The 23,432-nt window shown below is 65.2% G+C and carries 19 protein-coding genes; 12 read left to right on the top strand and 7 right to left on the bottom strand.

Features of this window, described 5'->3' with window-relative positions; all coding sequences use genetic code 11:
* The first annotated feature begins 77 nt into the window (after positions 1–77).
* Positions 78–1,799: an ABC transporter substrate-binding protein gene (locus ACP15I_RS08545; RefSeq protein ID WP_424974725.1), complete on the top strand. Its 1,722-nt coding sequence runs from the start codon at positions 78–80 to the stop codon at positions 1,797–1,799.
* Between the two features lie 182 nt (positions 1,800–1,981).
* On the opposite strand, the gene ACP15I_RS08540 is transcribed toward ACP15I_RS08545, so the two are convergent.
* Entirely contained in the window at positions 1,982–3,307 is a 1,326-nt protein-coding gene (locus tag ACP15I_RS08540; protein WP_424974724.1) for an amidase, read from the bottom strand.
* A 122-nt stretch (positions 3,308–3,429) separates the two neighbouring features.
* Between ACP15I_RS08540 and glpK the strand changes: the two genes are divergently transcribed.
* On the top strand, positions 3,430–4,917 hold the full coding sequence (gene glpK / locus ACP15I_RS08535) for a glycerol kinase GlpK (protein WP_424974723.1): 1,488 nt from the start codon (positions 3,430–3,432) through the stop codon (positions 4,915–4,917).
* A gap of 228 nt (positions 4,918–5,145) precedes the next feature.
* Here the strand turns inward: glpK and ACP15I_RS08530 are convergent, their stop codons facing one another.
* The 3 genes from ACP15I_RS08530 to ahcY form a co-directional block, all read right to left on the bottom strand.
* Positions 5,146–5,487: a DUF2853 family protein gene (locus ACP15I_RS08530; RefSeq protein ID WP_424966171.1), complete on the bottom strand. Its 342-nt coding sequence runs from the start codon at positions 5,485–5,487 to the stop codon at positions 5,146–5,148.
* A 180-nt stretch (positions 5,488–5,667) separates the two neighbouring features.
* On the bottom strand, positions 5,668–6,471 hold the full coding sequence (locus ACP15I_RS08525; RefSeq protein ID WP_424966170.1) for a PRC-barrel domain-containing protein: 804 nt from the start codon (positions 6,469–6,471) through the stop codon (positions 5,668–5,670).
* A 96-nt stretch (positions 6,472–6,567) separates the two neighbouring features.
* Positions 6,568–7,956: an adenosylhomocysteinase gene (gene ahcY, locus ACP15I_RS08520; protein ID WP_424974722.1), complete on the bottom strand. Its 1,389-nt coding sequence runs from the start codon at positions 7,954–7,956 to the stop codon at positions 6,568–6,570.
* Positions 7,957–8,104: 148 nt separating this feature from the next.
* Here ahcY and ACP15I_RS08515 point away from each other — a divergent pair, with 148 nt between their 5' ends.
* A complete protein-coding gene (locus ACP15I_RS08515) occupies positions 8,105–9,076 on the top strand; it encodes a glycosyltransferase family 8 protein (RefSeq protein ID WP_424974721.1) in 972 nt (323 codons plus the stop codon).
* Positions 9,077–9,080: 4 nt separating this feature from the next.
* Here ACP15I_RS08515 and ACP15I_RS08510 read toward each other — a convergent pair whose 3' ends face one another.
* Complete coding sequence (locus ACP15I_RS08510) at positions 9,081–9,386, bottom strand: S-adenosyl-L-homocysteine hydrolase (protein ID WP_424974720.1); 306 nt, start codon at positions 9,384–9,386, stop codon at positions 9,081–9,083.
* 252 nt (positions 9,387–9,638) lie between these two features.
* On the opposite strand from ACP15I_RS08510, the gene ACP15I_RS08505 reads away from it, so the two are divergent.
* Positions 9,639–10,229, top strand: coding sequence for an HD domain-containing protein (locus ACP15I_RS08505; protein ID WP_424966166.1), 591 nt, complete (start codon positions 9,639–9,641; stop codon positions 10,227–10,229).
* Positions 10,226–10,717 (top strand): N-acetyltransferase family protein, encoded by a 492-nt coding sequence (locus tag ACP15I_RS08500; protein WP_424974718.1) that lies wholly within the window; start codon positions 10,226–10,228, stop codon positions 10,715–10,717. The genes ACP15I_RS08505 and ACP15I_RS08500 overlap by 4 nt, the downstream gene beginning before the upstream one ends.
* 63 nt (positions 10,718–10,780) lie before the next feature.
* On the opposite strand, the gene ACP15I_RS08495 is transcribed toward ACP15I_RS08500, so the two are convergent.
* A complete protein-coding gene (locus ACP15I_RS08495; protein ID WP_424966164.1) occupies positions 10,781–11,335 on the bottom strand; it encodes an ActR/PrrA/RegA family redox response regulator transcription factor in 555 nt (184 codons plus the stop codon).
* An 82-nt stretch (positions 11,336–11,417) separates the two neighbouring features.
* Positions 11,418–12,038, bottom strand: a complete 621-nt coding sequence (locus tag ACP15I_RS08490; protein ID WP_424966163.1) for an SCO family protein — start codon at positions 12,036–12,038, stop codon at positions 11,418–11,420.
* Positions 12,039–12,139: 101 nt separating this feature from the next.
* Between ACP15I_RS08490 and regB the strand changes: the two genes are divergently transcribed.
* The 7 genes from regB to addA are packed head-to-tail and all read left to right on the top strand — an operon-like array spanning position 12,140 to position 23,430.
* Positions 12,140–13,531 (top strand): sensor histidine kinase RegB, encoded by a 1,392-nt coding sequence (gene regB / locus ACP15I_RS08485; protein WP_424966162.1) that lies wholly within the window; start codon positions 12,140–12,142, stop codon positions 13,529–13,531.
* 54 nt (positions 13,532–13,585) lie between these two features.
* A complete protein-coding gene (locus ACP15I_RS08480) occupies positions 13,586–14,896 on the top strand; it encodes a PAS-domain containing protein (RefSeq protein WP_424974717.1) in 1,311 nt (436 codons plus the stop codon).
* A gap of 54 nt (positions 14,897–14,950) precedes the next feature.
* Positions 14,951–15,445: a tRNA (adenosine(37)-N6)-threonylcarbamoyltransferase complex ATPase subunit type 1 TsaE gene (gene tsaE / locus ACP15I_RS08475; RefSeq protein ID WP_424974716.1), complete on the top strand. Its 495-nt coding sequence runs from the start codon at positions 14,951–14,953 to the stop codon at positions 15,443–15,445.
* Entirely contained in the window at positions 15,442–16,440 is a 999-nt protein-coding gene (locus ACP15I_RS08470) for an aminoglycoside phosphotransferase family protein (protein ID WP_424974715.1), read from the top strand. The genes tsaE and ACP15I_RS08470 overlap by 4 nt, the downstream gene beginning before the upstream one ends.
* A complete protein-coding gene (locus ACP15I_RS08465; protein ID WP_424974714.1) occupies positions 16,425–17,108 on the top strand; it encodes a nucleotidyltransferase family protein in 684 nt (227 codons plus the stop codon). The genes ACP15I_RS08470 and ACP15I_RS08465 overlap by 16 nt, the downstream gene beginning before the upstream one ends.
* Positions 17,105–20,068 carry a double-strand break repair protein AddB gene (gene addB / locus ACP15I_RS08460; RefSeq protein WP_424974713.1) on the top strand — a complete coding sequence of 988 codons (2,964 nt, stop codon included), beginning with the start codon at positions 17,105–17,107 and terminating at the stop codon, positions 20,066–20,068. Before ACP15I_RS08465 ends, addB begins: the two co-directional genes overlap by 4 nt.
* Positions 20,065–23,430, top strand: a complete 3,366-nt coding sequence (addA, locus tag ACP15I_RS08455; protein WP_424974712.1) for a double-strand break repair helicase AddA — start codon at positions 20,065–20,067, stop codon at positions 23,428–23,430. The genes addB and addA overlap by 4 nt, the downstream gene beginning before the upstream one ends.
* The last annotated feature ends 2 nt before the right edge of the window (positions 23,431–23,432 follow it).

Raw genomic sequence — 23,432 nt, 5'->3', positions numbered from 1 at the left:
GGAGGAAACGGCACCCCACGGACATAGCGGGTCCGCGGGATGCCTCATAAGTCTTTGGTTTCCATAGGGAGGAAATGATGACCTACACGCTAAAATCAAGTACGGCGTTCGCGCTGGCACTTGGGATGATCGGGGCGCCGGCATATGCCGATATGGACGCGGCCCGCGCATTCCTCGATGCCGAGATCGGCGATCTGTCCGTCCTGTCCCGCGCGGATCAGGAAGCAGAGATGCAGTTCTTCGTGGATGCGGCCGCGCCGTTCCAGGGCATGGACATCAAGGTGGTCTCCGAAACCATCGCGACGCACCAATATGAGAGCGAAGTGCTCGCCCCCGCCTTCGAGGCCATCACCGGTATCAAGGTCACCCATGACCTGATCGGCGAAGGCGACGTGGTGGAAAAGCTGCAGACGCAAATGCAGTCCGGCGAGAACATCTATGACGCCTATATCAACGACAGTGACCTGATCGGGACCCACTGGCGCTACCAGCAGGTGCGCAACCTGACCGACTGGATGGCGGGCGAAGGCGCGGATGTGACGCTGCCGACGCTGGATGTGGATGACTTCATCGGCACCTCCTTCACCACCGGTCCCGATGGCAAGCTCTACCAGCTGCCGACCCAGCAGTTCGCGAACCTTTACTGGTTCCGCTATGACTGGTTCAACGACGAGAAGAACAAGGCCGACTTCAAGGCGGCTTATGGTTACGACCTCGGCGTTCCGGTCAACTGGACGGCCTATGAGGACATCGCCGAGTTCTTCACCGGGCGCGATCTGAGCCATCTGGGTGTCGAAGGCGAAGTCTTTGGCAACATGGATTACGGCAAGAAAGACCCGTCCCTCGGCTGGCGCTACACCGATGCGTGGATGTCCATGGCCGGAATGGGCGACGTGGGCGAGCCGAACGGCTTGCCCGTGGACGAGTGGGGCATTCGTGTGAACGAGAACTCCCAGCCGACCGGGTCCTGCGTGGCACGTGGCGGGGCGACCAACTCTCCGGCGGCTGTCTATGCCGTGACCAAGGCCATCGAATGGCTGCAGAAGTACTCGCCCCCGGCCGCCGCTGGCATGACCTTCTCCGAAGCCGGTCCGATCCCGGCGCAGGGGAACGTTGCCCAGCAGATGTTCTGGTACACCGCCTTCACCGCGGCCACGGTTGATCCCGACCTGCCCGTGATGAACGAGGACGGCACGCCCAAGTGGCGCATGGCCCCCTCGCCCCATGGTGTCTACTGGAAAGAGGGCCAGAAGATCGGCTACCAGGACGCTGGGTCCTGGACCCTGATGCAGTCCACCCCGGTGGATCGCGCCAAGGCAGCCTGGCTCTATGCGCAGTTCGTGGTCTCCAAGACTGTCGACCTGAAGAAGTCCGATGTGGGTCTGACCTTCATCCGCGAGAGCACCATCGACAGCGAGCACTTCACCGAGCGCGCACCGCGTCTCGGCGGTCTGGTCGAGTTCTACCGCTCCCCGGCACGGGTCGCATGGTCCCCCACGGGCACCAATGTTCCGGATTACCCGAAGCTTGCACAGCTGTGGTGGCAGAATATCGGTGATGCCATGTCCGGTGCGAAGACCCCGCAGGAAGCGCTCGACGCCCTCTGCGCGGATCAGGAGCGTGTGCTCCAGCGTCTCGAGCGCGCGGGCGTTCAGGGCGACCTGGGTCCGGTGCTGAACGAGGAGATGAGCGCCGATCACTGGTTCTCGCAGCCCGGCGCCCCCTACGCCAAGCTCGAGAATGAGGACGAAGAGCCTCAGACCGTCGCCTATGACGAGCTGATCAAGTCCTGGCAGTAATCCAGGTCTGACCGATCACGGGGCGGGCTGCTTTGGCGGCCCGCCCAATCCCGGCCCGGCGCAGGATGCGCACCAGAGAGCCGGATCAGATGATGAGATCTCCGCAAGCCCGCCCGATGCAGATGCCACAGCCCGCCTTTCCGCAGGATGCGCCGCGCGCGCAGGCTTGGCCCGGTCGCCGCTCAGAGCGTCTCGAGATATTCCGACACCCACATCGCCTTGGCCAAAAGCGCCTTATCCTCGCCGCGCCGTCCGACGAGCTGCACGCCCAGCGGCAGTTCTCCGTCGCCATGGGGCAACGGCAGGGTGATGCAGGGCGTGCCCATGAAGGTCCAAAGCCCGTTGAAGATCGAATCCCCCGTGCTTTCGAGCCCATGGGGGGCCGCGCCAAGCGCTGGCGGGCAGAGCAGGCAATCGACCTCGCCGAACACCTCCTCCAACCCGGCATAGAGCGGTTCGCGCTGGCGCAGGGCGGCGACGTAATCGGTGGCCGCCGTGGCCGCGCCATCATCCATCGCGTTGCGGGTCACTTCGCTCAGCAGGTCCCAGCCCGCGCTGCGGTACCGCCGGTAATGCCAAGCCATCTCGACGAAGTTGATCACGGCGCGCTGCTCGGCCACATGGGCAAAGCCCTCGGGCAGGGTGACGGGCACCGCGCCGAGATCGGCGGCCAGCGCATCGAGGCGGCTCTGCATTTCGGGGCTTGCACGCTCCCATTCCGGGGGGTGGACATAGCCAAAGACCGGGCGGCGGCTGGCCGCGCTCAGGACCGGCGCGCCCGCATCCTCGCGGATCCGGGCCGGATCACTGCCCTCGGTCGCAACCAGCAAGGCAACCGCGATGGCTGCATCCCGGGGATCGCGGGCAAACACCCCCAGCGTGTCGAGCGTATGGGATTGCATGCAGACCCCGTCGCGCGGGATGGCATCGAAACTTGGCTTCACCCCAACTACGCCGCAGAAGGCCGCAGGACGGATCACCGACCCGCCGGTTTGCGTTCCGATGGCCAGCGGCACCATGCCTGCCGCCACCGCTGCGGCGGACCCCGCCGAGGACCCACCGGGCGTGTGCGCCGGGTTATGGGGGTTGCGCGTGGCGGTCGGGTTCATGAAGGCCAGCTCGGTCGTCGTGGTCTTGCCCAGAATGACCGCCCCTGCCGCCCGCAGCCGCGCCGTGACCCAGGCGTCCGCCTCGGGGCGACGCCCCTGATCCGGCGGCGTGCCATTCGCGGTGGGCATGTCGGCGGTATCGATCACATCCTTCAGCCCGACCGGAATCCCGTGCAGCGGGCCGAGCGGAGCCCCCGCCGCGGCCTGCGCGTCGCAGGCTTTGGCCTGCGCCCGGGCGAGCTCCGGGTCGAGAAAGGCCCAGGCCCCGACCTCCGGCTCGCGGGCCGCGATGCGGGCGAGGCAGGCGTCGGTCAGCTCCAAGGCCGTCAATTCACCAGCGCGCAGCGCTTTTTGTAACTCAAGGAGGGTCAGGTCGGGGATCGTTTCAGGCGCTATCATGTCCGCAGTTGACTGCATTCTGTGCGATTTGGAAAGGATGAGAAATCACCCGGCCCGGATCGACAGACCGGGACCAAGCGCCTACACCTGAGCCTGCTTCAGCCAAGACCGGGGAGGGTCACGTGCGCCACATACTCGCCATTGATCAGGGGACCACATCGAGCCGCGCCATCGTGTTCGATGCACAGATGAAAATCGTGGCCTCCGCCCAGGAGGAATTCGCCCAGCATTATCCCGATAGCGGCTGGGTCGAGCATGACCCCGAGGACCTGTGGCAGACCGTGCTGCGGACCTGCCGCGGGGCGCTGGACAAGGCCGGGCTGAGCGCGGGCGACATCGCCGCCATCGGCATCACCAACCAGCGTGAGACCACGGTCGTCTGGGACAAGGCGACCGGGGCCGCGATCCACAACGCGATTGTCTGGCAGGATCGGCGCACCGCCCCCTACTGCGCCGAGCTGCGTGCCGCCGGGTCCGATGCGCTGATCACGGCCCAGACCGGATTGCTCGCGGATCCCTATTTCTCGGGGACCAAGCTGAAATGGATCCTCGACACGGTCGAGGGCGCCCGAGACCGCGCCAAGGCGGGCGAGCTTCTGTTCGGGACTGTGGATAGCTTCCTGATCTGGCGGCTAACCGGCGGCAAGGCCCATGTGACGGACGCGACCAACGCCGCCCGGACCATGCTCTACGACATCCACAAAGGCGCCTGGAGCAGCGAGATCTGCGCCCTTTTCGACATCCCCATGGGCATGCTGCCCGACGTGCTGGATTGCGATGCGGAGTTCGGTATCTGCGACCCTGAGCATATCGGCGCGGCGATCCCCGTGCTCGGCGTGGCAGGCGATCAGCAAGCCGCAACCATCGGACAGGCCTGTTTTAAGCCAGGTATGCTAAAATCGACCTATGGCACGGGCTGTTTTGCCCTGCTGAACACGGGCGATACGGCGGTGACCTCGACCAACCGCCTACTGACGACGATCGCCTACCAGTTCGACGGCAAGCCGACCTATGCGCTCGAAGGGTCGATCTTCGTGGCCGGGGCCGTGGTGCAATGGCTGCGCGACGGGCTGGGGATCATCGCCAGCGCGGGCGAGACCCAACCGCTGGCCGAGACGGCCGACCCCCATGACCCGGTGATCCTCGTGCCGGCGTTCACCGGGCTCGGCGCGCCCTATTGGAATGCGGAATGCCGGGGCGCGGTCTTTGGCCTGTCGCGCGGCTCCGGCCCGGCGGAGTTCGCCCGGGCCGCCCTGGAAAGCGTCGGCTACCAGACCCGTGACCTGCTGGAGGCGATGCACAAGGACTGGTCCGCCTCGGGCGCGCAACCCACCCTGCGGGTGGATGGCGGCATGGTGGCCAGCGATTGGGCGATGCAGTTTCTGGCCGATATCATCGACGCCCCCGTCGACCGCCCCGAGATTACCGAGACCACGGCCATGGGCGTGGCCTGGCTTGCCGGGCAGAAGGTCGGGCTGTTCCCCGATCGTGCGGGCTTTGCCGAGAACTGGGCGCTGGAGCGGCGGTTCGAACCGGCCATGGAAGCCGAAACACGGGACGCAAAGTACGCCGCCTGGCAACGAGCCGTGGCCGCAACGATGCAGGCTTGACGCGAAACGGTCTCTGAAACGGAAATGGAGGGCCCCAACCCCTTAGGACCCTCCACCGTACCCACATGTTACTCTGACGAGCGCACCACACGTGTATCTGATTAGGGTCCTACCATCCTGGCGGGACACCTGATCAATACTGCAAACGCAGCATAATCCCAAACACCAAGTGCCTAAGATTTGCTGCGCTTTTTCCGAAAACGGACCTGTGCCCGCAGGCGCGGCGGGTCAGCCGTAGACGGCTTCTTTCCCGAAATGCTTGGTCAGCATGTAATAGACGACCGCGCGGTACTTGTTGCGCTCGGACTTGCCATAGGTCTCGATGACCGAATTGATCCCGTCCATAAGCTCCGGCCCATCCGCGAGGCCCAGCTTCTTGATCAAGAAATTGGTCTTCACGGTTTCGAGCTCGCCATCCTGCGAGCTGGCAACGGTCGAGGCGTCGGAATCGTAGATCGACGGCCCGCAGCCAATGGTCACCTTGGTCAGCAGATCCATATCCGGATCCATGCCGCATTTGCTCTTCAGGTCGTCCGCGTATTTCGCAATCAGATCGTCGCGCTTGCCCATATCTCTGTCTCCCTGGGTATTTGACCGACATGCCTTCGGCCTGAGCCAGAGACTGGCAAGGCTACGTCAAAAAATAAACCCCCACTCGTCTCATGAGCGGGGGACATCCAAGGCGGCACAGCACCCGGAACGCAAAAGGGGCCCGGCATACACCGGACCCCTTGGCAAAATCAGCGTAAATTACGAGGCGCTGGTGAAATATGCCCCGGTCAGCAGGTCACCCAGGGGGATGTCATTGCTGATGTTCTCGGCTTCGGACTCGTCGTATTCCGGACGGGTCTTCAGAGCCTCTTCGGTGGCACCGGCCAGCATGAGGGTCTCGTCATCCTTCATGGAGAACTCTTCCAGCGGGACAGACACGGTGTACTCGCCCAGACCCAGGAAACCACCGATGCCGATGATGCCCATGGGCTTGCTTTCCGAACCGACCACGTAGTCGATCTCGCCGATCACATCGCCATCTTCGTTCACGACATTCATGCCGATGATGTCGGCAACGGTCAGCGTACCGGCATCGTCACCCCAATTCAGGTCCCAGTCGTTGGGCTCTGTCACCATGGTCGGTGCGGTGGCGGTTTCCACTTCGGTCTCGACATCGTTCGCCATGTCGCTGGCAGTGGTCTCGATCTCGGTTTCCGTCGACTCCATGGCGTTCTCGGCGTCATTCGCCATCTCGGTCACGGCAGCTTCGGCGTCTTCGGCGGCTTCGGACGTGGCGGTTGCAACATCGGACGCGCCCTCAGAGATCGCGTCACCGGCTTTCTCTGCCATGTCCTCGGCCTCGGCAGCGCCCTCGGAGATCGCGTCGCCGGTCGCCTCAGCCATATCCTCGGCATCGGATTTCATTTCAGCGACGCCTGCCTCGACTTCGGCCTTGGCCGCGTCATAGGTCGTTGCTTCGGTCTCTTTGTCCATCTCCGCAAAAGCGGCAGTGGTCATCAGCGCAGCAGCCGCTGCGGTCGAAAGAAGATGCTTAACAGTCATCATGGCCTCCATACTGGTGGTTGTTCGTGATGCTGTCTCAACACGCAAACGCCGCCGGAGTTTCATCCGACGGCGTTTTTCTTCGAAGAATCTTTTTTAGTAGCGGTAATGTTCGGGCTTGTAGGGGCCGTCGACGGTCACGCCGATATAGTCCGCCTGCTCCTTGGCGAGCTCGGTCAGCTTGGCACCGACCTTGGCCAGATGCAGCTTGGCGACCATCTCGTCCAGATGCTTGGGCAGAACATAAACCTCGTTCTTGTACTGGTCGCCCTTGGTCCAGAGCTCGATCTGCGCGAGCACTTGGTTGGTGAAGGAGGCCGACATCACGAAAGACGGATGCCCGGTCGCGTTGCCGAGGTTCAGCAGACGGCCCTGGGACAGCAGGATCATGCGATTGCCCGAGGGCATCTCGATCATGTCCACCTGATCCTTGATATTGGTCCATTTGTGGTTCTTCAGGGCCGCGACCTGGATCTCGTTGTCGAAATGGCCGATATTCCCGACGATCGCCATATCCTTCATCTCGCGCATATGCTCGATGCGGATGACGTCCTTGTTGCCGGTGGTGGTGATGAAGATATCGGCGTCTGCCACGGTATCCTCGAGCGTCACGACCTCGAACCCGTCCATCGCCGCCTGCAGCGCGCAGATCGGGTCGATCTCGGTGACCTTCACGCGCGCGCCCGCCCCGCGGAGCGACGCCGCAGAGCCCTTGCCCACATCGCCATAGCCACAGACCACGGCGACCTTGCCCGCCATCATCGTATCCGTGGCGCGGCGGATCCCGTCCACGAGGCTTTCCTTGCAGCCGTACTTGTTGTCGAATTTCGACTTGGTCACGCTGTCATTCACGTTGATCGCCGGGAAGGGCAGCTGGCCATCGCGCATCAGCTCGTAAAGACGGTGCACACCGGTCGTGGTCTCTTCGGAGACGCCCTTGATCTGGTCGCGCATCTTGGTGAACCAGCCGGGGCTGGCCGCCATGCGCTTGGCGATCTGTTCCTTGATGACGGCCTCTTCTTCCGATTGCGGGACGGCGATGATCTCTTCGCCCGCTTCGGCCCGTGCGCCGAGCAGGATGTAGAGCGTCGCGTCGCCGCCATCATCGAGGATCAGGTTCGGCCCCTCGGGGAACATGAAGGACTTGTCGAGGTAATCCCAATGCTCCTCAAGGCTCTGACCCTTGATCGCGAAGACCGGGATTCCCGCCGCCGCAATCGCCGCCGCCGCGTGATCCTGGGTCGAAAAGATGTTGCAGGAGGCCCAGCGCACATCCGCGCCCAGCGCCACCAGCGTCTCGATCAGAACCGCCGTCTGGATCGTCATGTGCAACGAGCCGACAATGCGCGCACCGCTCAGGGGTTTGCTTTCGCCATACTCTTCGCGCAGGGCCATCAGGCCGGGCATTTCGGTTTCGGCGATGTCCAGTTCCTTGCGACCGAACTCGGCGAGGGAGACGTCTTTGACGGTATAATCGAGCGACACCGGGATCATCCTTCTGCGTGCATCTGCGTTTGTTCCCGTCGCAGTAGCACCAGAGACCTTGAACAACAATGTCGGATCAGATTTGGGTTCAGTCGGCAGCGCCTTTGGCGCAAGCTACCCATAAGACCACAGAAGACCGGAAAACCACGTGACAGATGTCCGTCTGATTCAATCGAACGCGCCCGCCGCACACCGTCGCGCCATCGGGTTCTGCAGCGATACGAGATACCTGCCCTTCGCCGCCTTTGCCGCCAGCCAGATCGCGGCACTGCACCCGGAGCGATCATTCGACATCTTCATCGTCTCAAACGAGGCCCTGCCCGAAATCCCGGTTCTGGCCCGCCATGGTATCCGGCTGTTGCAGGTCGATATGGGCACGCGGTTTGCGGGGTTGCGGCTGGATGCGCGGCGCACCGAGGCGGTCTATCTGCGGCTCGCGCTTCCGGCCTTGCTCGCCGAGACCTATGACCGGATCCTCTATCTCGATTCCGACATCTACTGCGCCCGCGACGGGATAAGTACGCTGCTTGATGCGGACATGCTCGGATCCGCCGTGGCGGCAGTGCGCGACAATATCCAGTGGCGCACGCCCGGGCGGCAACCGGAACAGTATCGCAGGTTCGGTTGGCCAAGCGGTCCCTACTTCAACTCCGGAGTGACCATGATCGACACAGAGGCCTTCGGTCAGCAGGATCTCGAAGCGCGCTGCATTGCCTTTGGTCAAGAGCACAAGGACCGGCTGGTGGGTCACGATCAGACCTTGCTGAATTGCGTTCTGCGCGGCGCATGGGCCGAGATGTCGCCGCGCTGGAATTGGCAGTTCACCTGGGCGTCATCCCTCTTTGCACTAACCGAGGATGCGCGGATCCTTCACTTCATCGGGCCGAAAAAGCCGTGGCAGACCCATGACGGTGTGTTTCCCGGGTTCATCACCCGGGCCTTCCGGGATTTTCTGGCGACGCATTTCCCGGACAGATGCCCGGAGCCTACGGCGCAGACGCCGCTACAGGACCGAAGCAAGATGATGAAGTCCATGGGCAAGCACATGCTGTCCTGCCACAAGATGGCCGCTTACCTTGCGCGGTTTCCCGATGACATGGTGCTGCAGACGCCCGGTTGAGGGATCACCGCAGGACCGATCCGTCATAGCTCGCCATGATCTGGTCCGCCGCCGCGCCAGCGAGGCCCGTGCTCCCGGAATCGAGGGTGCAGGCCATGCCCGAGGGGCGATAGGCGACCAGGGTCCAGGTGCCGGTCTCTGCATTTTGCCACAGGACCATGCTGCCATCATCGGAGGTTTCCACCGGGCTCTCGCCATACCAGTCGATCAGACCGGCATCGAGCTCCCCTGCGGTCATGCAGGTATCAGCGCCCTGGGCCAAAGCCAGCGCGGGAGCAAAAAGGGCAGCGAAGAAAACACTCTTGAACATGACAACCTCCGATACTGAAACGCGCGACCTGAAAATCCGTTCCGAAATATGGCGACCTCGCGACGCCAAACACGCCGCCGCGAGATCGCGAACTACCAGGTCTGCAAGCAGACTCTGCACTCGTACCTGGGACAGCATGACAGCGTTTGCATGGCAGAACTATGAACTGGGTCACACAGACACGAGGAATTGAGCTTCGTGTCGGCCCGGCGTAGGACTGAGCCCAGCGCCGCAACCAATGAGACTTCAGACATGGCACCTCCCCGCGCTTGGCAACGGATGCTTTCGGGCCGCAGGCTGGACCTGCTCGACCCGACCCCTCTGGATATCGAGATCGAGGATATCGCCCACGGCCTCGCATTCGTGGCCCGGTGGAATGGCCAAACCCTTGGGGATTATGCCTATTCCGTGGCCGAGCATTCGCTTCTGGTTGAAACGCTTTACAGCCGGATGACCCCCAAGGCGCCGGTGCAATGGCGACTTGCCGCGCTGCTCCATGATGCCCCGGAATACGTGATCGGGGACATGATCTCGCCGGTGAAGGCCGCTGTGGGCCCGGGATATGCCGCGCTGGACGAGCGTTTGACCGCCGCCATCCACCTGCGCTTTGGCCTGCCCGGCCAGCTGCCGAAAACCGTGAAGGCCGCCATCAAGCGCGCCGACAAGGTGAGTGCCTGGCTCGAAGCGACTCAGATCGCCGGGTTCGCCGAAGCCGAGGCCACGAAGTTCTTTGGTCGCCCCAAGCCCGAGGTGATCGATGGTCTGACTCTGGAACTGCGACCGCCTGTCGACGTCCGCAACGCGTTCACCGCCCGGCATACCGCGCTTCTGGAGCAGCTATGAGCCTGACGGTCCGCCGCGCCGGGGCGCTCGACGTCCGCCCCATGGCCGACCTGTTGAACGCGATCATCCGCAAGGGCGGCACCACCGCCTTTGTCGAGGACGTCACCGGCGATACCCTGCTGGGCTGGTTCGCCCTCGCCCCGGAACGGTCTGTCTGGCACATCGCCGAGGATACCGGCGGCGAGATCCTCGGGTTCCAATCCATCGAGCCGCGCGGGTCTCTGCCGCCCGAGGCCTGCGATATCGCGACCTTCGTCAAGCTGGGTCAGACGGGCCTCGGGATCGGCAGCAAGCTCTTTGCGGCCAGCACCGAGGCTGCGCGCACTCTCGGCTATCGCTGGATCAATGCCACGATCCGCGCCGATAACGAGAGCGGCCTGACCTATTACCAGAGCCGCGGTTTCGAGGATTACGCCCGGCACAAGGATGTGGCTCTGGGCAACGGCCTCGTCGTGGACCGGGTCAGCAAGCGCTACGATCTGGACTGACCCGCCCGACAGGAGAAAAGGCCCGCCAGAGGCGAGCCGCTTCAATCCGTATCAGGCCGTGGTTCAGCGCGGGCTGCGCTTGGCAAGAATCCGCTGCAACGTCCGGCGATGCATGTTCAATCGACGCGCGGTTTCCGAGACATTCCGGTCGCAGAGTTCATAGACCCGCTGGATATGTTCCCACCGGACCCGGTCCGCGGACATCGGGTTCTCCGGCGGCGGCGGCAGCTCATCGGGCCGCGCCAGCAGGGCGGAGGTGATATCATTGGCATCTGCCGGTTTCGACAGGTAATCCGTCGCGCCGATCTTGACCGCGGCCACGGCCGTCGCAATGGCCCCGTAGCCGGTCAGCACCACGATGCGCGCATCCGGGCGACGTTCGCGCAGAACCTCGACCACGTCGAGCCCGTTGCCATCCTCGAGCCGCAGATCCACCACCGCATAGGCCGGGGGACGTGCCGTCGCGATGGCCTTGCCCGCCGCGACAGACCCGGCCATTTCCGGTTCAAACCCGCGTTTCTCCATCGCGCGAGCGAGGCGGCGCAGAAACGGTTCATCATCATCGACGAGAAGAAGGGACGCGTCAGGGCCGATGTCTCGGGCTGTCTGTTCGGTCATCTATCCCCCAGGGTTTGATTTGGTAATTATCTTTCGTTCATATTTCTCTAGTGTCATTTTGTCTCGGGGTCAAACCTCGACCTCAGGTTGAATGCTCGACGAAGCACGCTACCCGCTCAGCCATCTGCGTCGGGGAGGCTTCCCTGCGGAAAAAATCAGCAAAACCGCTCTCGGGCATCATCAGATAGGTGAAGGTCGAGTGGTCCACGAGGTAGTATTCCGGGTCGCCTTCCTGCTTGCGGTAATAGGTCTTGTAGGCCTTGGAAGCCGCCGCCACCTGCTCTGGCGAACCGGTCAGGCCGAGCATGTCGGGATGCATCGCGTCCGTGAAGTATCCGACCGCTTCGGGGGTGTCGCGCTCGGGGTCGATCGAGATGAAGACCGGCTGCACATCGATGCCCCGCTCCTGCAGCAGATCCACCGCCTCGGCATTGCGCGCGACGTCGAACGGGCAGACATCCGGGCAGAAGGTGTAGCCGAAATAGATCAGCGAGGGTTTGGTCAGCACATCCGCGTCCGTCACCGTCTCGCCGGTTTCCGAGACCAGTTCGAACGGTCCGCCGATCGAGGCCGTGCCCGTCGCCACCACGCTGCCGCGACACTGGGCCAGCGGATCATCGGGCGAGTTGAAGAAGGCCATATAGACCGTCCCGCCAATCAGAGCTGTCACAAGGGCTATGGCCGTCCCGGCATAGAGTTTCATCGAGCGCGTCTCCCATCCGTTCACATCGACTTCTCTTGTCTTCTTAGATGGGGAGGCTCTATGGTCTAGGTCCAGACACCTGTGACACTTCGACCGAGGGAATGACAGAGACCGCCACGCCTCCCGTTGTTCCAAAGGACCGCAGCACATGGGTCCGGCTGCGCACATTGATCCTGTTGCGCTGGCTGGCGATCACCGGACAGATCGTGACAATCGCGGTGGCCTCGCAGGTTCTGAACCTCACTTTGAATTACGGGTTGCTGTATCTCGCGATCGGCGCGTCCTTCATCGCCAATACCGTTGCGATGTTCGTCTACCCCGAGAACAAGCGGTTGTCGGAAAACGAGGCGATGCTGACGTTGATGTTCGACGTCTCGCAGCTGGCCTTCCTGCTCTATCTGACCGGCGGGCTGAACAATCCCTTTGCCCTGCTGATCCTGGCGCCGGTGACGATTTCCGCGGCGACCCTGCGGCTGCGTTCGACCCTGATCCTCGGGGTGGTGGCCATGTGTCTGGTGAGCCTTGTGGCCTTTTTTCACGTGCCTTTGCGGACAGAACAGGGCTTCATTCTGCGCATGCCTGAGGTGCTCGTCTTCGGGTTCTGGTGCGCAATCATCATCGGCGTGGTCTTTCTGGGCGCTTATGCCTACCGGGTGACGGGCGAGACGAATTCCATGTCCGAGGCTCTGCTGGCCACCCAGATGGCACTGGCCCGCGAGCAGAAGCTGACGGATCTTGGCGGGGTGGTGGCCGCCGCCGCCCATGAGCTCGGAACGCCCCTCGCGACGATCAAGCTGGTGAGCCAGGAACTCGCCGAGGAGCTGGATGATCCGGTGCTCAAGGAAGATGCCGAGCTGATCCGCGATCAGGCCGACCGATGTCGCGATATCCTGCGCTCCATGGGTCGGGCCGGGAAGGATGATCTGCACCTGAAGACCGCCCCCCTTGGCACCGTGGTCCGCGAGGCGGCAGAGCCCCATTCCCAGCGCGGCAAATCACTACATTTTGATGTCTCGCCCGCCCCGGGCGGCAGCAATCAGCAACCCACGATCCGCCGCCACCCGGAGATTATCCACGGGGTGCGCAACCTCGTGCAGAACGCCGTGGACTTTGCCGAGGCCAATGTCTGGATCGACCTGCATTGGACAGACGACGTGATCCTCGTACGGATCATCGATGACGGCGAGGGCTATCCCACGCACCTGCTGGGCCGGATCGGGGACCCGTTCGTGCGCAAACGCAAATCCGCCAGCGACCCGCGCCGCCCCGGTTACGAGGGGATGGGGCTCGGCCTTTTCATCGCCAAAACCCTGCTGGAGCGCACCGGGGCCGAGATGAGCTTTGCCAATGGCTCCGACCCGTTCCTGCCCAAGGAAGAGCGCCCCGTGCGCAGCGGTGCCATCGTCGAGGCGATCTGGCCGCGCGAGCAGATCGCCCTGCCGGAAACCAGCGAGAGCGTGGCCCTGGGCGAGAACCAACCCATCGAAGTTTAAGGGGGTGTTAACCATTGGTTGGCACAACTGTCTAAAACAATAGGCAGATTGTTGATGAATGGTATGGACTTCTCGCTTCTCGCGACGCTGCTGGCGGTCGCGTTCCTCACTGCGGCCTTCGCGCTCTATGTCCTGAACGTTCTCTCGCGGCGAGAGGCCGCGCGCCATGCCTCGCAGACCACCAGCGTCGAAACCGGCCCCATGGACCCAAGCCCGGAACAAGCCGCGGCCCAGCGCCGGGAGCTCGTGCAACTGCGCGCGACGGTGGAACATGTCCCACTCCTGATGTGGCGGCAGGACCGCGATGGTGCCCTGACCTGGGCGAACAAGCCATATATCGACCTGACCGAAACGGTGTTCCCGGATCGTGCCGGCAGCTGGCCGATGCCGCATCTGTTCAAACAGAAATCCCTAGCCCATCCCGACACGCCGGGGCAACGGCGGGTCTCGGTGGACATATCCGAAACCGAGAAACGCTGGTTCGAGGTAGAAGGCCACCGGGTGCAGGACGAGGTGCTCTATACGGCGACGCCGATTGACCTGACCGTCCGGGCCGAGATGTCCCTGCGCAATTTCGTCCAGACCCTGACCAGCACCTTCGCTCATCTGCAGGTGGGGCTCGCGATTTTTGACAAGCGGCGGCAACTGGTGCTGTTCAACCCGGCGCTCACGGATCTCACCACGCTGGAGCCGGAATGGCTCAGCGCGCGCCCGGGCCTGTCGGAAGTGCTCGACCGGCTGCGGGATCGCAACATGCTGCCGGAACCCAAGGATTACAAGGAATGGCGCAACCGCCTGACCGGGCTGGAGAAAGCAGCGACCAACGGCACGTTTGAAGAGACCTGGGCCCTGCCCACGGGTCAGAACTATCGCATTCTCGGGCGCCCGCACCATGATGGCGGGATCGCGCTGACCTTCGAGGATATCTCCTCCGAGGTGTCGCTGACCCGCCGTTTCCGCTCGGAGATCGAGCTGGGCCAGCGCGTGCTCGATACGCTCGAAGACGCGATCGCGGTTTTCTCCGAGAATGGCACGCTGGTGCTGTCCAACGCGGCCTATGGCCAGCTCTGGGATACCGAAGACGCCGATGGTGTGCTGCCGACCAGCATCGTGGATGCCTCGCGCACATGGCAGGATGCCTGCCAACCGACACCGATCTGGGGCGATATCCGCGATTTTGCCACCACGAGTCAGGGACGCTCCGATTGGGAGGATTTCGCCCGGCTGAATGGCAGCGGCCAGATCGTGCGCTGCCGCGTCTCTCCCCTGGCCCAGGGCATGACGCTGGTCAGCTTCAAACCGCTGGAGCCCGTGGCCGATCTCCTCGATCCGGCGCGGACCGAAGAGATCGCGCAAACCGCCTGACACGGGCAGACCGCGAAGGCTTGCAGCCGGGCGCGCACCGGTTACAACCAAGGTATGTCGCCCGCACCTTTCGCCACGATTTCCCTCCCCGATGAGGCCAGCACCCAGGCCTTCGGGGCCTGTCTCGCGCCGCTGCTCGGTGCCGGGGACAGTCTGCTTATGGTGGGCGAGATCGGTGCCGGCAAGAGCGTGCTCAGCCGCGCCATCATCCAGACCCGGCTCGCGGCGCTGGACCGGCTCGAGGATGTCCCCTCGCCCACATTCACCCTCGTGCAGACCTATGATCTGGGCTCGCTCGAGCTCTGGCATTGTGATCTCTACCGGCTCGTCGATCCCGGCGAGATCGATGCGCTCGGCCTCGATGACGCCTATGCCCGCGCGATCACCCTGATCGAATGGCCCGGCCGGCTGGGCGCGGACCTGCCGCAGAACGCCCTGGTCCTGGCCCTGCGCCCGGCGGATACGGGCGAGGGACGGACGCTGACCCTCACCGAGCTGGGGGGCAATTGGACCGCGCGGCTGGCCCCCTGTCTGAGGCAGGCCGCATGACGGATCGAGGCGCGGCCAAGCACGCTTTTCTGACCCGGGCCGGGTGGCAGGGCGAGATGATCCGCAGCCTTGCAGGCGATGCCTCGAACCGCCGCTATGACCGGCTGACCCTGGGGGACCGCCCGGTTGTTCTGATGGATGCCCCGCCCGAAACCGGCGAACGGGTTGCGCCGTTTCTCTCTGTTGCGCGGCATCTGGAGGGTCTCGGTCTGCACGCGCCTGCCATTCTCGCGGAAGATGAGGCGCAGGGATTCCTGCTGCTCGAAGATCTGGGCGATGGCCTCTATGCGCGGCTGTTCGAAGCCGATCCAGAGCAGCAGGTCCCGCTCTACCGCGAAGCGCTCGCCGTTCTGCGTAGCCTGCATGCGGGTGCGCCGCCGCCCCTGCCCGCCTATGGCACGCCAGAGATGGCCGAGGCCGCGACCCTTGCACCGATCTGGTATGCAGGCAGCGAGGACACCGCCCCCCTTGCCGCCGAAATGGCCGCGGCGCTGGCCGCGCTGGACTGGTCGCGATCGGTTCCGGTGCTGCGGGACTACCATGCAGAGAACCTGATCTGGTGCCCGGATGAGACCGGGCTGCGCCGGGTCGGCCTGCTTGATTTTCAGGACGCAGCCCTCGGGCATCCGGTCTATGACGTGGCCTCGCTCTTCTACGATGCGCGGCGCCACGTCCCGCCTGAGGTCGTGGCGGCGCTGCGCAGTGATGTGTTCGGTTGGTTCGCGAGTGATCTGCCCGGTTTCGATCATGCGGTGGCGGTCCTGACGGCACAGCGCGCCCTGCGGATCCTCGGGGTCTTCGCCCGCCTGTCCCTGCATTTCGACAAGCCCGGCTACGTGGACCTGATCCCCCGGGTCTGGGACCAATTACAGCACAGCCTGCAGCACCCGAGCCTCGGAACGCTCCGGTCTTTGGTAGCCGAAACCCTGCCGCCGCCCAGCGCGGCGCATCTGGACGACCTCAGGGCACGGGCCGGTTCATGCCCGACGCGGTGATGCTCTTTGCGGCGGGGCGCGGCACGCGCATGGCGCCCCTGACCGATCACATGCCGAAACCGCTTGTCCGCGTGGCTGGACGACCTCTGCTGGATCACGCACTGGATCTGGTGGCGGCGGCGAAGCTGCCCCGCTGCGTGGTCAATACCCATTACCGGGCGGCACAAATCGCAACGCATCTCGCGACCCGACCGGAGATCCGGATCAGCCCCGAACCCGAGGAACGGCTCGAAACCGGCGGCGGGTTGCGCGCCGCACTTCCCCTGTTGGGCCCCGGCCCGGTTTTCACCCTGAACTCCGACGCGGTCTGGTCCGACCCGGGCGCGCTGTCACAACTCCGCGCGGCCTGGGATCCGTCGCGCATGGACGCGCTCTTGCTGCTGATCCCGGCAGAGCGCACCCACGGGCATGCGGGCACCGGGGACTTCACCTGCGCAAACGATGGCAGACTTACCCGGGGCGGGCCGCTCACCTATACCGGCGCGCAAATCATCGCGCCCGATGGCCTCGCCGAGATCCCGGACCGGGTGTTCTCGCTCAACACGCTCTGGGACAGAATGGCCATGCAGGGCCGCCTTTGCGGGCTCGTCTATTCGGGCCATTGGGCAGATGTGGGCACACCCGAGGGGATCGCCATCGCCGAAACCATGCTCGCGACGCATCGATGACGACCAAGCCCCTCTTTCCGCCCGCTGATACCGCCCGTGTCTTTGGGGTGCCGATCGGCCTCGACTTCCCCAAGGCAAGCCTCGACGGGCTGCTCCACCGGCTGGCCGATCACCCGCCCGAGGCGCTGGCCCGGGTCGAAATCTTCGTGAACACCGCGCGGATGCAACGCCGTCTGACCGACGAGCTGAGCGCGCAGGGCCGCGCCGGGTTCCTGCCCCGTATCCGGCTGCTGACGGATATCGGGGCACGGGATCTGACACTGCCCAAGGCCACGTCCAGCCTGCAACGGCAGCTTGAGCTGAGCGCGCTGGTCGCCGAACTCATCGCTGCCGCGCCGGATATCGCACCCCGTTCGGCGCTGTTTGACCTGTCAGCCAGCCTCGTCCGGCTGCTCGATGAATGCGAGGGAGAGGGCGTGTCTCTCGACCGGCTGACCGGGCTCGATGTGGGCGATCTCTCGGCGCATTGGGAGCGCGCGCTGCGGTTCATCTCGATTGTCGCGCCATTTCTCGACAGCACCGCCGCGCCGCCGGGCCCGCAAGGACGCCAACGGCACGCGGTCCTGCGCCAGATCGCCCAGTGGGAGGCGCAGCCCTCGGACCACCCGATCCTGATCATCGGGTCCACCGGGTCACGGGGCACGACATCACTGTTGATGCAGGCAGTCGCGCGCCTGCCCCAAGGGGCGCTGATCCTGCCCGGCTTTGATACCGACCAGCCGGCCGCGGTCTGGCACCGAATGACCGACGCGCTCAGCAATGAGGATCATCCGCAGTTTCGCTATGCCCGCCTGCTTGCCGCGCTGGATCTGCGGCCCGAGGACCTGCCGCTCTGGACGACGGCGCCCGCGCCCGTGCCCGCCCGGAACCGGCTGACCTCGCTGGCCTTGCGCCCGGCGCCCGTGACCGACCAATGGCGTGCCGAGGGGCCGAGCCTCGGGGAGATCGCAGAGGCGCTGGAGGGGGTGACCCTGATCGAGGCGAGTTCCCAGCGGGAAGAGGCCCTCAGCATCGCCACCGCCTTGCGTGCCGCAGCCGCCGAGAACCGCCATGTGGCGCTGATCACGCCGGACCGCGTTCTGACGCGGCAGGTGACGGCGGCACTCGATCGCTGGCGGATCGTACCGGATGACAGCGCGGGCAAACCACTGATCCTGTCGGCCCCGGGGCGGCTTCTGCGACATGTGGCGGGGCTGATCGGGGCCGAGCTTGGGGCCGCGGACCTGCTCGTGGTGCTCAAACATCCGCTGACCCATTCCGAGCATCCCGAACGCGGGACCCATCTGCGCCACACACGGGAGCTGGAACTGCATTTACGCGCCGCGCCCGGTCTTGCGATCACCCCGGACACCCTGCGCCAATGGGCCGAGACCCCGCCTCCGGGCTCGAAAACCATCGATCCGACCCGTGGACCTTGGGTCGATTGGGTGATCGCAACGCTTTTCGATCTGGCCAAGACCCCGGCGCAGACCGTCGCCGCGCTGGAGGCTCTGCACCGGGCGCGCAGCGAAGCACTTGCCGCCGGGCCGAATGCTGTGGGGACGGGCGGGCTTTGGGACAAGGAAGCCGGGGCCCAGGCGCTCAAGGCGCTCGACCAGATCCGCGAGGCCGCAGAGGCTGGCGGCACGATCACACCCCGGGACTATGCGTCCCTGCTGGCTTCGGTCCTTGCGGCCGGAGAGGTGCGCGACCCGATTCAGCCCGATCCCCGGATCACCTTCTGGGGGACGCTGGAGGCGCGGGTGCAAGGCGCGGATCTTGTGGTGCTTGCGGGGTTGAACGAGGGCGTCTGGCCGGGGCTTCCCGATCCGGACCCGTGGATGAACCGGCGGATGCGGCATGAAGCCGGGCTTCTGGTCCCGGAACGGCAGGTCGGCCTTTCGGCCCATGATTTCCAGCAGGCCTTTGGCGCGCCGGAGGTGATCCTGACCCGCGCCACCCGGGACAGCGAGGCGGAAACGGTGCCGTCGCGATGGCTGAACCGGCTGACCAACCTGCTCGACGGGATCGGTCCCGAGGGGCAGACGGCCCTGGCAGCGGCCCGCGCCCGGGGGGATGCGATGATTGCCTGCGCCGGGCAACTGGATCGGCCGGACATCATGAACCCGGCGACACCGCGCCCCTCCCCCCGGGTCAAGCGCGCGCAAATCCGGCTCCGGATCTCGGCCTCGCGGGTCGAAACGCTGATCCGCGATCCATACCAGATCTATGCCAGCGATGTGCTGCGCCTCGCGCCGCTCCAACCGCTGGATCCCGGACCGACCCCGGCCCTGCGCGGGACCGTGTTCCATGGCATCATGGAATCTGCGCTCAAATCCCTGCCGGAGGGCGCCGAACTCACCGAGGCGCATCTGATGGAGACGGCGGACCGGGTGATCGGCGCACTGGTCCCCTGGCCCGAGACACGCCTGCAATGGACGGCGCGTTTTGCCAGTTTCGCCGGACCCCTCGCCGCCGAGGAACGCGCCCGACAGGCCACGGCCAGCCCCATCGCCTTCGAGATCCGGGGCGCGACCCAGCTCGGCAACGGCGTGACGCTCTCGTGCAATGCCGACCGGATCGACCGGGCCGAAGACGGCAGCGCGATCCTCTATGACTACAAAACCGGGCAGCTTCCCTCCGAAAAGCAGATCGACGCGCTGGTCAAACAGCTCCATCTCGAGGCGATCATCGCCGCCGCCGGCGATTTCGAGGATCTTCCCCCGCTGGACATTGCCCGGATCAGCTATCTGAGGCTGAACAAGGGATTGGGCGAGCGCAGCCTCGCGCTCACTCCCGACGAGATCGGCAAGGCGCGGGAGGCGTTTGTCGAGATCCTCGATGGGTTCCTCGCGGGCAGCCGCGGCTACACGGCCCGCCGGATGCCGCGCGACCTGAAACATGTCTCGGAATACGACCATCTCAGCCGGTTTGGCGAATGGGACCAGACCGACCTGCCCAGCCCGGAGGAGATGCCATGATCGCGCCTGACGACGCGAGCCTTGCGCAGATGCAGGCCGCCGATCCGGACTATTCCGTCTGGCTTTCGGCCAATGCGGGCTCGGGCAAGACCAAGGTTCTGACCGATCGGGTGGCGCGGCTGCTCTTGGAGGGGGTGCCGCCGGAGCGGATCCTCTGCCTGACCTATACCAAGGCGGCGGCGAGCGAGATGCAGAACCGGCTGTTTCGAACGCTCGGCGCGTGGTCGATGCTGGAGGATGGCGAATTGCGCGGCAAGCTGGGCGCGCTGGGGCTGCTGCAACAGGACCTGACCGAAGACCTCTGCCGCACCGCGCGGACCCTCTTTGCCCGCGCGATCGAGACGCCGGGCGGGCTGAAGATCCAGACGATCCACTCCTTCTGCGCGGGGCTCTTGCGGCGCTTCCCACTGGAGGCCGAGGTCTCCCCCCAGTTTCAGGAGATGGACAGCCGCGCCGGCGCCGAGCTTCTGCAGGCGGTGCTGCGCGACATGGCCTCCGGGCCGGATCAGGCTCTTTTACAGGCGATTTCACGGGATATCGACGAGACGACCCTTCCGGATCTGATCCAGACCCTGCTGAAACACAGGGCGCATTTCGAGGTCGCTCCGGACCCCGCGGCGATCTATGCCGCGTTGGACGTACACCCGGACGATAGCATGGAAGCACTGGTCGCGCGCACGCTGCTGCCCGGGGATAGCGAGTTGCTTGATCGGGTGGCGACGGCCTGCGCGTCGGGCACGGCCACGGATCAAAAGGCGAGCGGGAAACTCCGCGCGCTCCGCGCCCTGCCCGAGGGTCCGGCATGGCTCGAGGCGCTGGAGGCGCTCGTCCTCTTTGGCGCCAAGGCCAAATCCCCTTTCGGGGCCAAGATTGACGGGTTTCCGACCAAGGCCACCCGCGCGGCCCTCGGCTTGGACCAGGACGCGCTCAACGGGTTGATGGCCCGGATCGAAGAGGCCCGCGAGACGCGGCTGGCCCTCGGGTTGGCCGCGATGACCACGCGGATCCACGCCTTTGCCCATGTCTTCATCCGCCGTTATCAGGACGGCAAGCAGGCGCGCGGTTGGCTCGATTTCGATGACCTGATCCTGCGGGCCCAGGCCCTGCTGACCGATCCGGGCGTGGCGCAATGGGTGCTGTTCCGGCTCGATGGCGGGATCGACCATATGCTGGTGGATGAGGCGCAGGACACCGCGCCCGTGCAATGGGAGGTTATCCGTCTTCTGACCCGCGAATTCACCGCCGGTCAGGGTGCGCGCACGGACACACGGCGCACGATCTTTGTCGTCGGGGATCAAAAGCAGTCGATCTACTCCTTCCAGGGCGCGGATCCTGCCGGGTTCGACCGGATGCGCGGCCATTTCGGCACGGCCCTGGCGCAGGTCGGCACGCCGTTGGAAGAAAAGCTCCTGCTCTATTCCTTTCGGTCGTCCCGCGCGGTGCTGCAGCTGGTGGACCAGACCTTCGCGCTCTTTGCCCATCGCGGGCTGGGCAGCGCGTCGCAACATCTGGCCTTTCACCCGGATCTGCCCGGGCGCGTGGACCTCTGGCCGGCCCTGCCCAAGACCGAAACCGAGGAGGCCCGCCCCTGGACCGATCCGGTGGATCAACCGGCGCAGGACGATGCACGGCTCCTGCTGGCCCGAAAGATCGCGCGCGAGATCCGGGCCATGCTCGACCGCGGCACACAGATCACCACCGCCCGGGGCGAGACACGGCCCGTCACGCCCGGCGATATCCTGATCCTCGTGCAGCGGCGGTCCGAGATCTTTCACGAGCTGATCCGCGCCTGCAAGACCGAGGCCCTGCCCATCGCCGGATCGGACCGGCTGCGCGTGGGGGCGGAACTGGCGGTGCGGGATCTCATGGCGCTCCTGGCCTTTGCCGCCACGCCGGAAGACAGCTTGTCCCTGGCCTGCGTATTGCGCTCGCCCCTGTGTGGCTGGAGCGCGACAGAGCTCCACGCGCTGGCGCAACCCCGGCAATCGCCCTTCCTCTGGGCCGCGCTCCGAGACGAGGGCGACACCCGGGCCGAGACCGTCGCCTTTTTGCAGGACATTCGGGATCAGGCGGACTTTCTGCGCCCCTATGACCTGCTCGACCGGGTCCTCACCCGGCATGGGGGGCGCGAGCGGCTGATTGCGCGGCTCGGGGCCGAGGCCGAAGAAGGGATCGACGTTCTGCTGGCGCAGGCCCTGCAATACGAGCAGGCCGAGGTCCCGAGCCTGACCGGGTTTGTCAGCTGGTTCCGGCAGGACGATATGGAGATCAAGCGCCAGATCGATGCCCGTCGGGACGAGATCCGGGTGATGACGGTCCATGGGGCCAAGGGCCTCGAGGCACCCATTGTGATCCTGCCCGACTGCGCCAAGCCGAGGGGCAATCCCGGGCGGACGCTGATGCTGCCCCTGCCCGAGGGGCCGTTGGTCTGGGCGGGCAATGATGCCTCGCGCTCACGGACCTGTCAGAGCGTGGCGCAGGAACAGAAAGACCGAGCCGATGATGAGCGGATGCGGCTTCTCTACGTGGCGCTGACCCGAGCCGAGAGCTGGCTGATCGTGGCCGCAGCGGGCGAGACCGGCGCGGGCGCGGACAGTTGGCATGCCATGGTCAGCGCGGGGATGGGCGCGATGGAAAATGCGATGCCGCTGGCCACGCCCACCGGCGAAGGGCTGCGCGCGGCCCATGGGGACTGGCCCCTCGAAGGCGCCTTGCGGGTTGCGGTGGCCGAGACGCCCCGGCCCCCGGCCCCACCAGGCACGCCGCTCGCCCCGCCGCCACCGGCTTTGGCAAAGATCACACCGTCCCGGCTAGATGGGGCAAAGATCGTCGAGGGCGGCGATGCAGGACGCGACAAGGATGCGGCCATGGCGCGTGGTGATCGGATCCACCGTCTGCTCGAACACCTGCCTTCCCTGCCCCGTGCCGATTGGCCCGCCGCGACGACCGCCCTGCTGGACGGGGCCGAGGACGGCGGCGCCTGTCTGGCCGAGGCGCAATCCGTGCTCGACGCGCCAGCGCTTGCAGAGATCTTCGCCCCAGAGACCTTGGCAGAGGTAGACCTGACCGCACCGCTCCCCAGTCTCGGCGGTGGCCAGATGATCGGCACGGTCGACCGTCTGCTGGTGACGCCCGACCGGGTCCTCGCGGTGGATTTCAAGACCAACGCCGTGGTGCCGGACAAGGCCGAGACCGTGCCGCTGGGCCTTTTGCGGCAGATGGGGGCCTATGCCGAAGCGCTTGGCGCAATCTACCCGGACCGCGCCATCGAGACGGCCATCCTCTGGACCCGGACCGCAACCCTCATGCCCCTGCCGCACAAGCTGGTGATCGAGGCGTTGCAAACCAGAGCCTCTGCTTGACC

Origin of the sequence: Dinoroseobacter sp. S124A (assembly GCF_049801015.1) — a bacterium.
GTDB lineage: Bacteria > Pseudomonadota > Alphaproteobacteria > Rhodobacterales > Rhodobacteraceae > Dinoroseobacter.
This window is presented reverse-complemented; position numbering and strand designations above follow the sequence as displayed.

Excerpts from the sequence above, each read along its gene's own strand:
- regB (WP_424966162.1), top strand. The coding sequence starts at position 12,140 with ATGACAGAGACCGCCACGCCTCCCGTTGTTCCAAAGGACCGCAGCACA.
- ACP15I_RS08465 (WP_424974714.1), top strand. The coding sequence starts at position 16,425 with ATGCCCGACGCGGTGATGCTCTTTGCGGCGGGGCGCGGCACGCGCATG.
- ACP15I_RS08510 (WP_424974720.1), bottom strand. The coding sequence starts at position 9,386 with ATGTTCAAGAGTGTTTTCTTCGCTGCCCTTTTTGCTCCCGCGCTGGCT.
- ACP15I_RS08530 (WP_424966171.1), bottom strand. The coding sequence starts at position 5,487 with ATGGGCAAGCGCGACGATCTGATTGCGAAATACGCGGACGACCTGAAG.
- addA (WP_424974712.1), top strand. The coding sequence starts at position 20,065 with ATGATCGCGCCTGACGACGCGAGCCTTGCGCAGATGCAGGCCGCCGAT.
- ACP15I_RS08480 (WP_424974717.1), top strand. The coding sequence starts at position 13,586 with ATGAATGGTATGGACTTCTCGCTTCTCGCGACGCTGCTGGCGGTCGCG.
- ACP15I_RS08540 (WP_424974724.1), bottom strand. The coding sequence starts at position 3,307 with ATGATAGCGCCTGAAACGATCCCCGACCTGACCCTCCTTGAGTTACAA.
- ACP15I_RS08525 (WP_424966170.1), bottom strand. The coding sequence starts at position 6,471 with ATGACTGTTAAGCATCTTCTTTCGACCGCAGCGGCTGCTGCGCTGATG.
- ACP15I_RS08490 (WP_424966163.1), bottom strand. The coding sequence starts at position 12,038 with ATGAAACTCTATGCCGGGACGGCCATAGCCCTTGTGACAGCTCTGATT.
- ACP15I_RS08470 (WP_424974715.1), top strand. The coding sequence starts at position 15,442 with ATGACGGATCGAGGCGCGGCCAAGCACGCTTTTCTGACCCGGGCCGGG.
- addB (WP_424974713.1), top strand. The coding sequence starts at position 17,105 with ATGACGACCAAGCCCCTCTTTCCGCCCGCTGATACCGCCCGTGTCTTT.
- ACP15I_RS08505 (WP_424966166.1), top strand. The coding sequence starts at position 9,639 with ATGGCACCTCCCCGCGCTTGGCAACGGATGCTTTCGGGCCGCAGGCTG.
- ACP15I_RS08495 (WP_424966164.1), bottom strand. The coding sequence starts at position 11,335 with ATGACCGAACAGACAGCCCGAGACATCGGCCCTGACGCGTCCCTTCTT.
- ACP15I_RS08545 (WP_424974725.1), top strand. The coding sequence starts at position 78 with ATGACCTACACGCTAAAATCAAGTACGGCGTTCGCGCTGGCACTTGGG.
- tsaE (WP_424974716.1), top strand. The coding sequence starts at position 14,951 with ATGTCGCCCGCACCTTTCGCCACGATTTCCCTCCCCGATGAGGCCAGC.
- ACP15I_RS08500 (WP_424974718.1), top strand. The coding sequence starts at position 10,226 with ATGAGCCTGACGGTCCGCCGCGCCGGGGCGCTCGACGTCCGCCCCATG.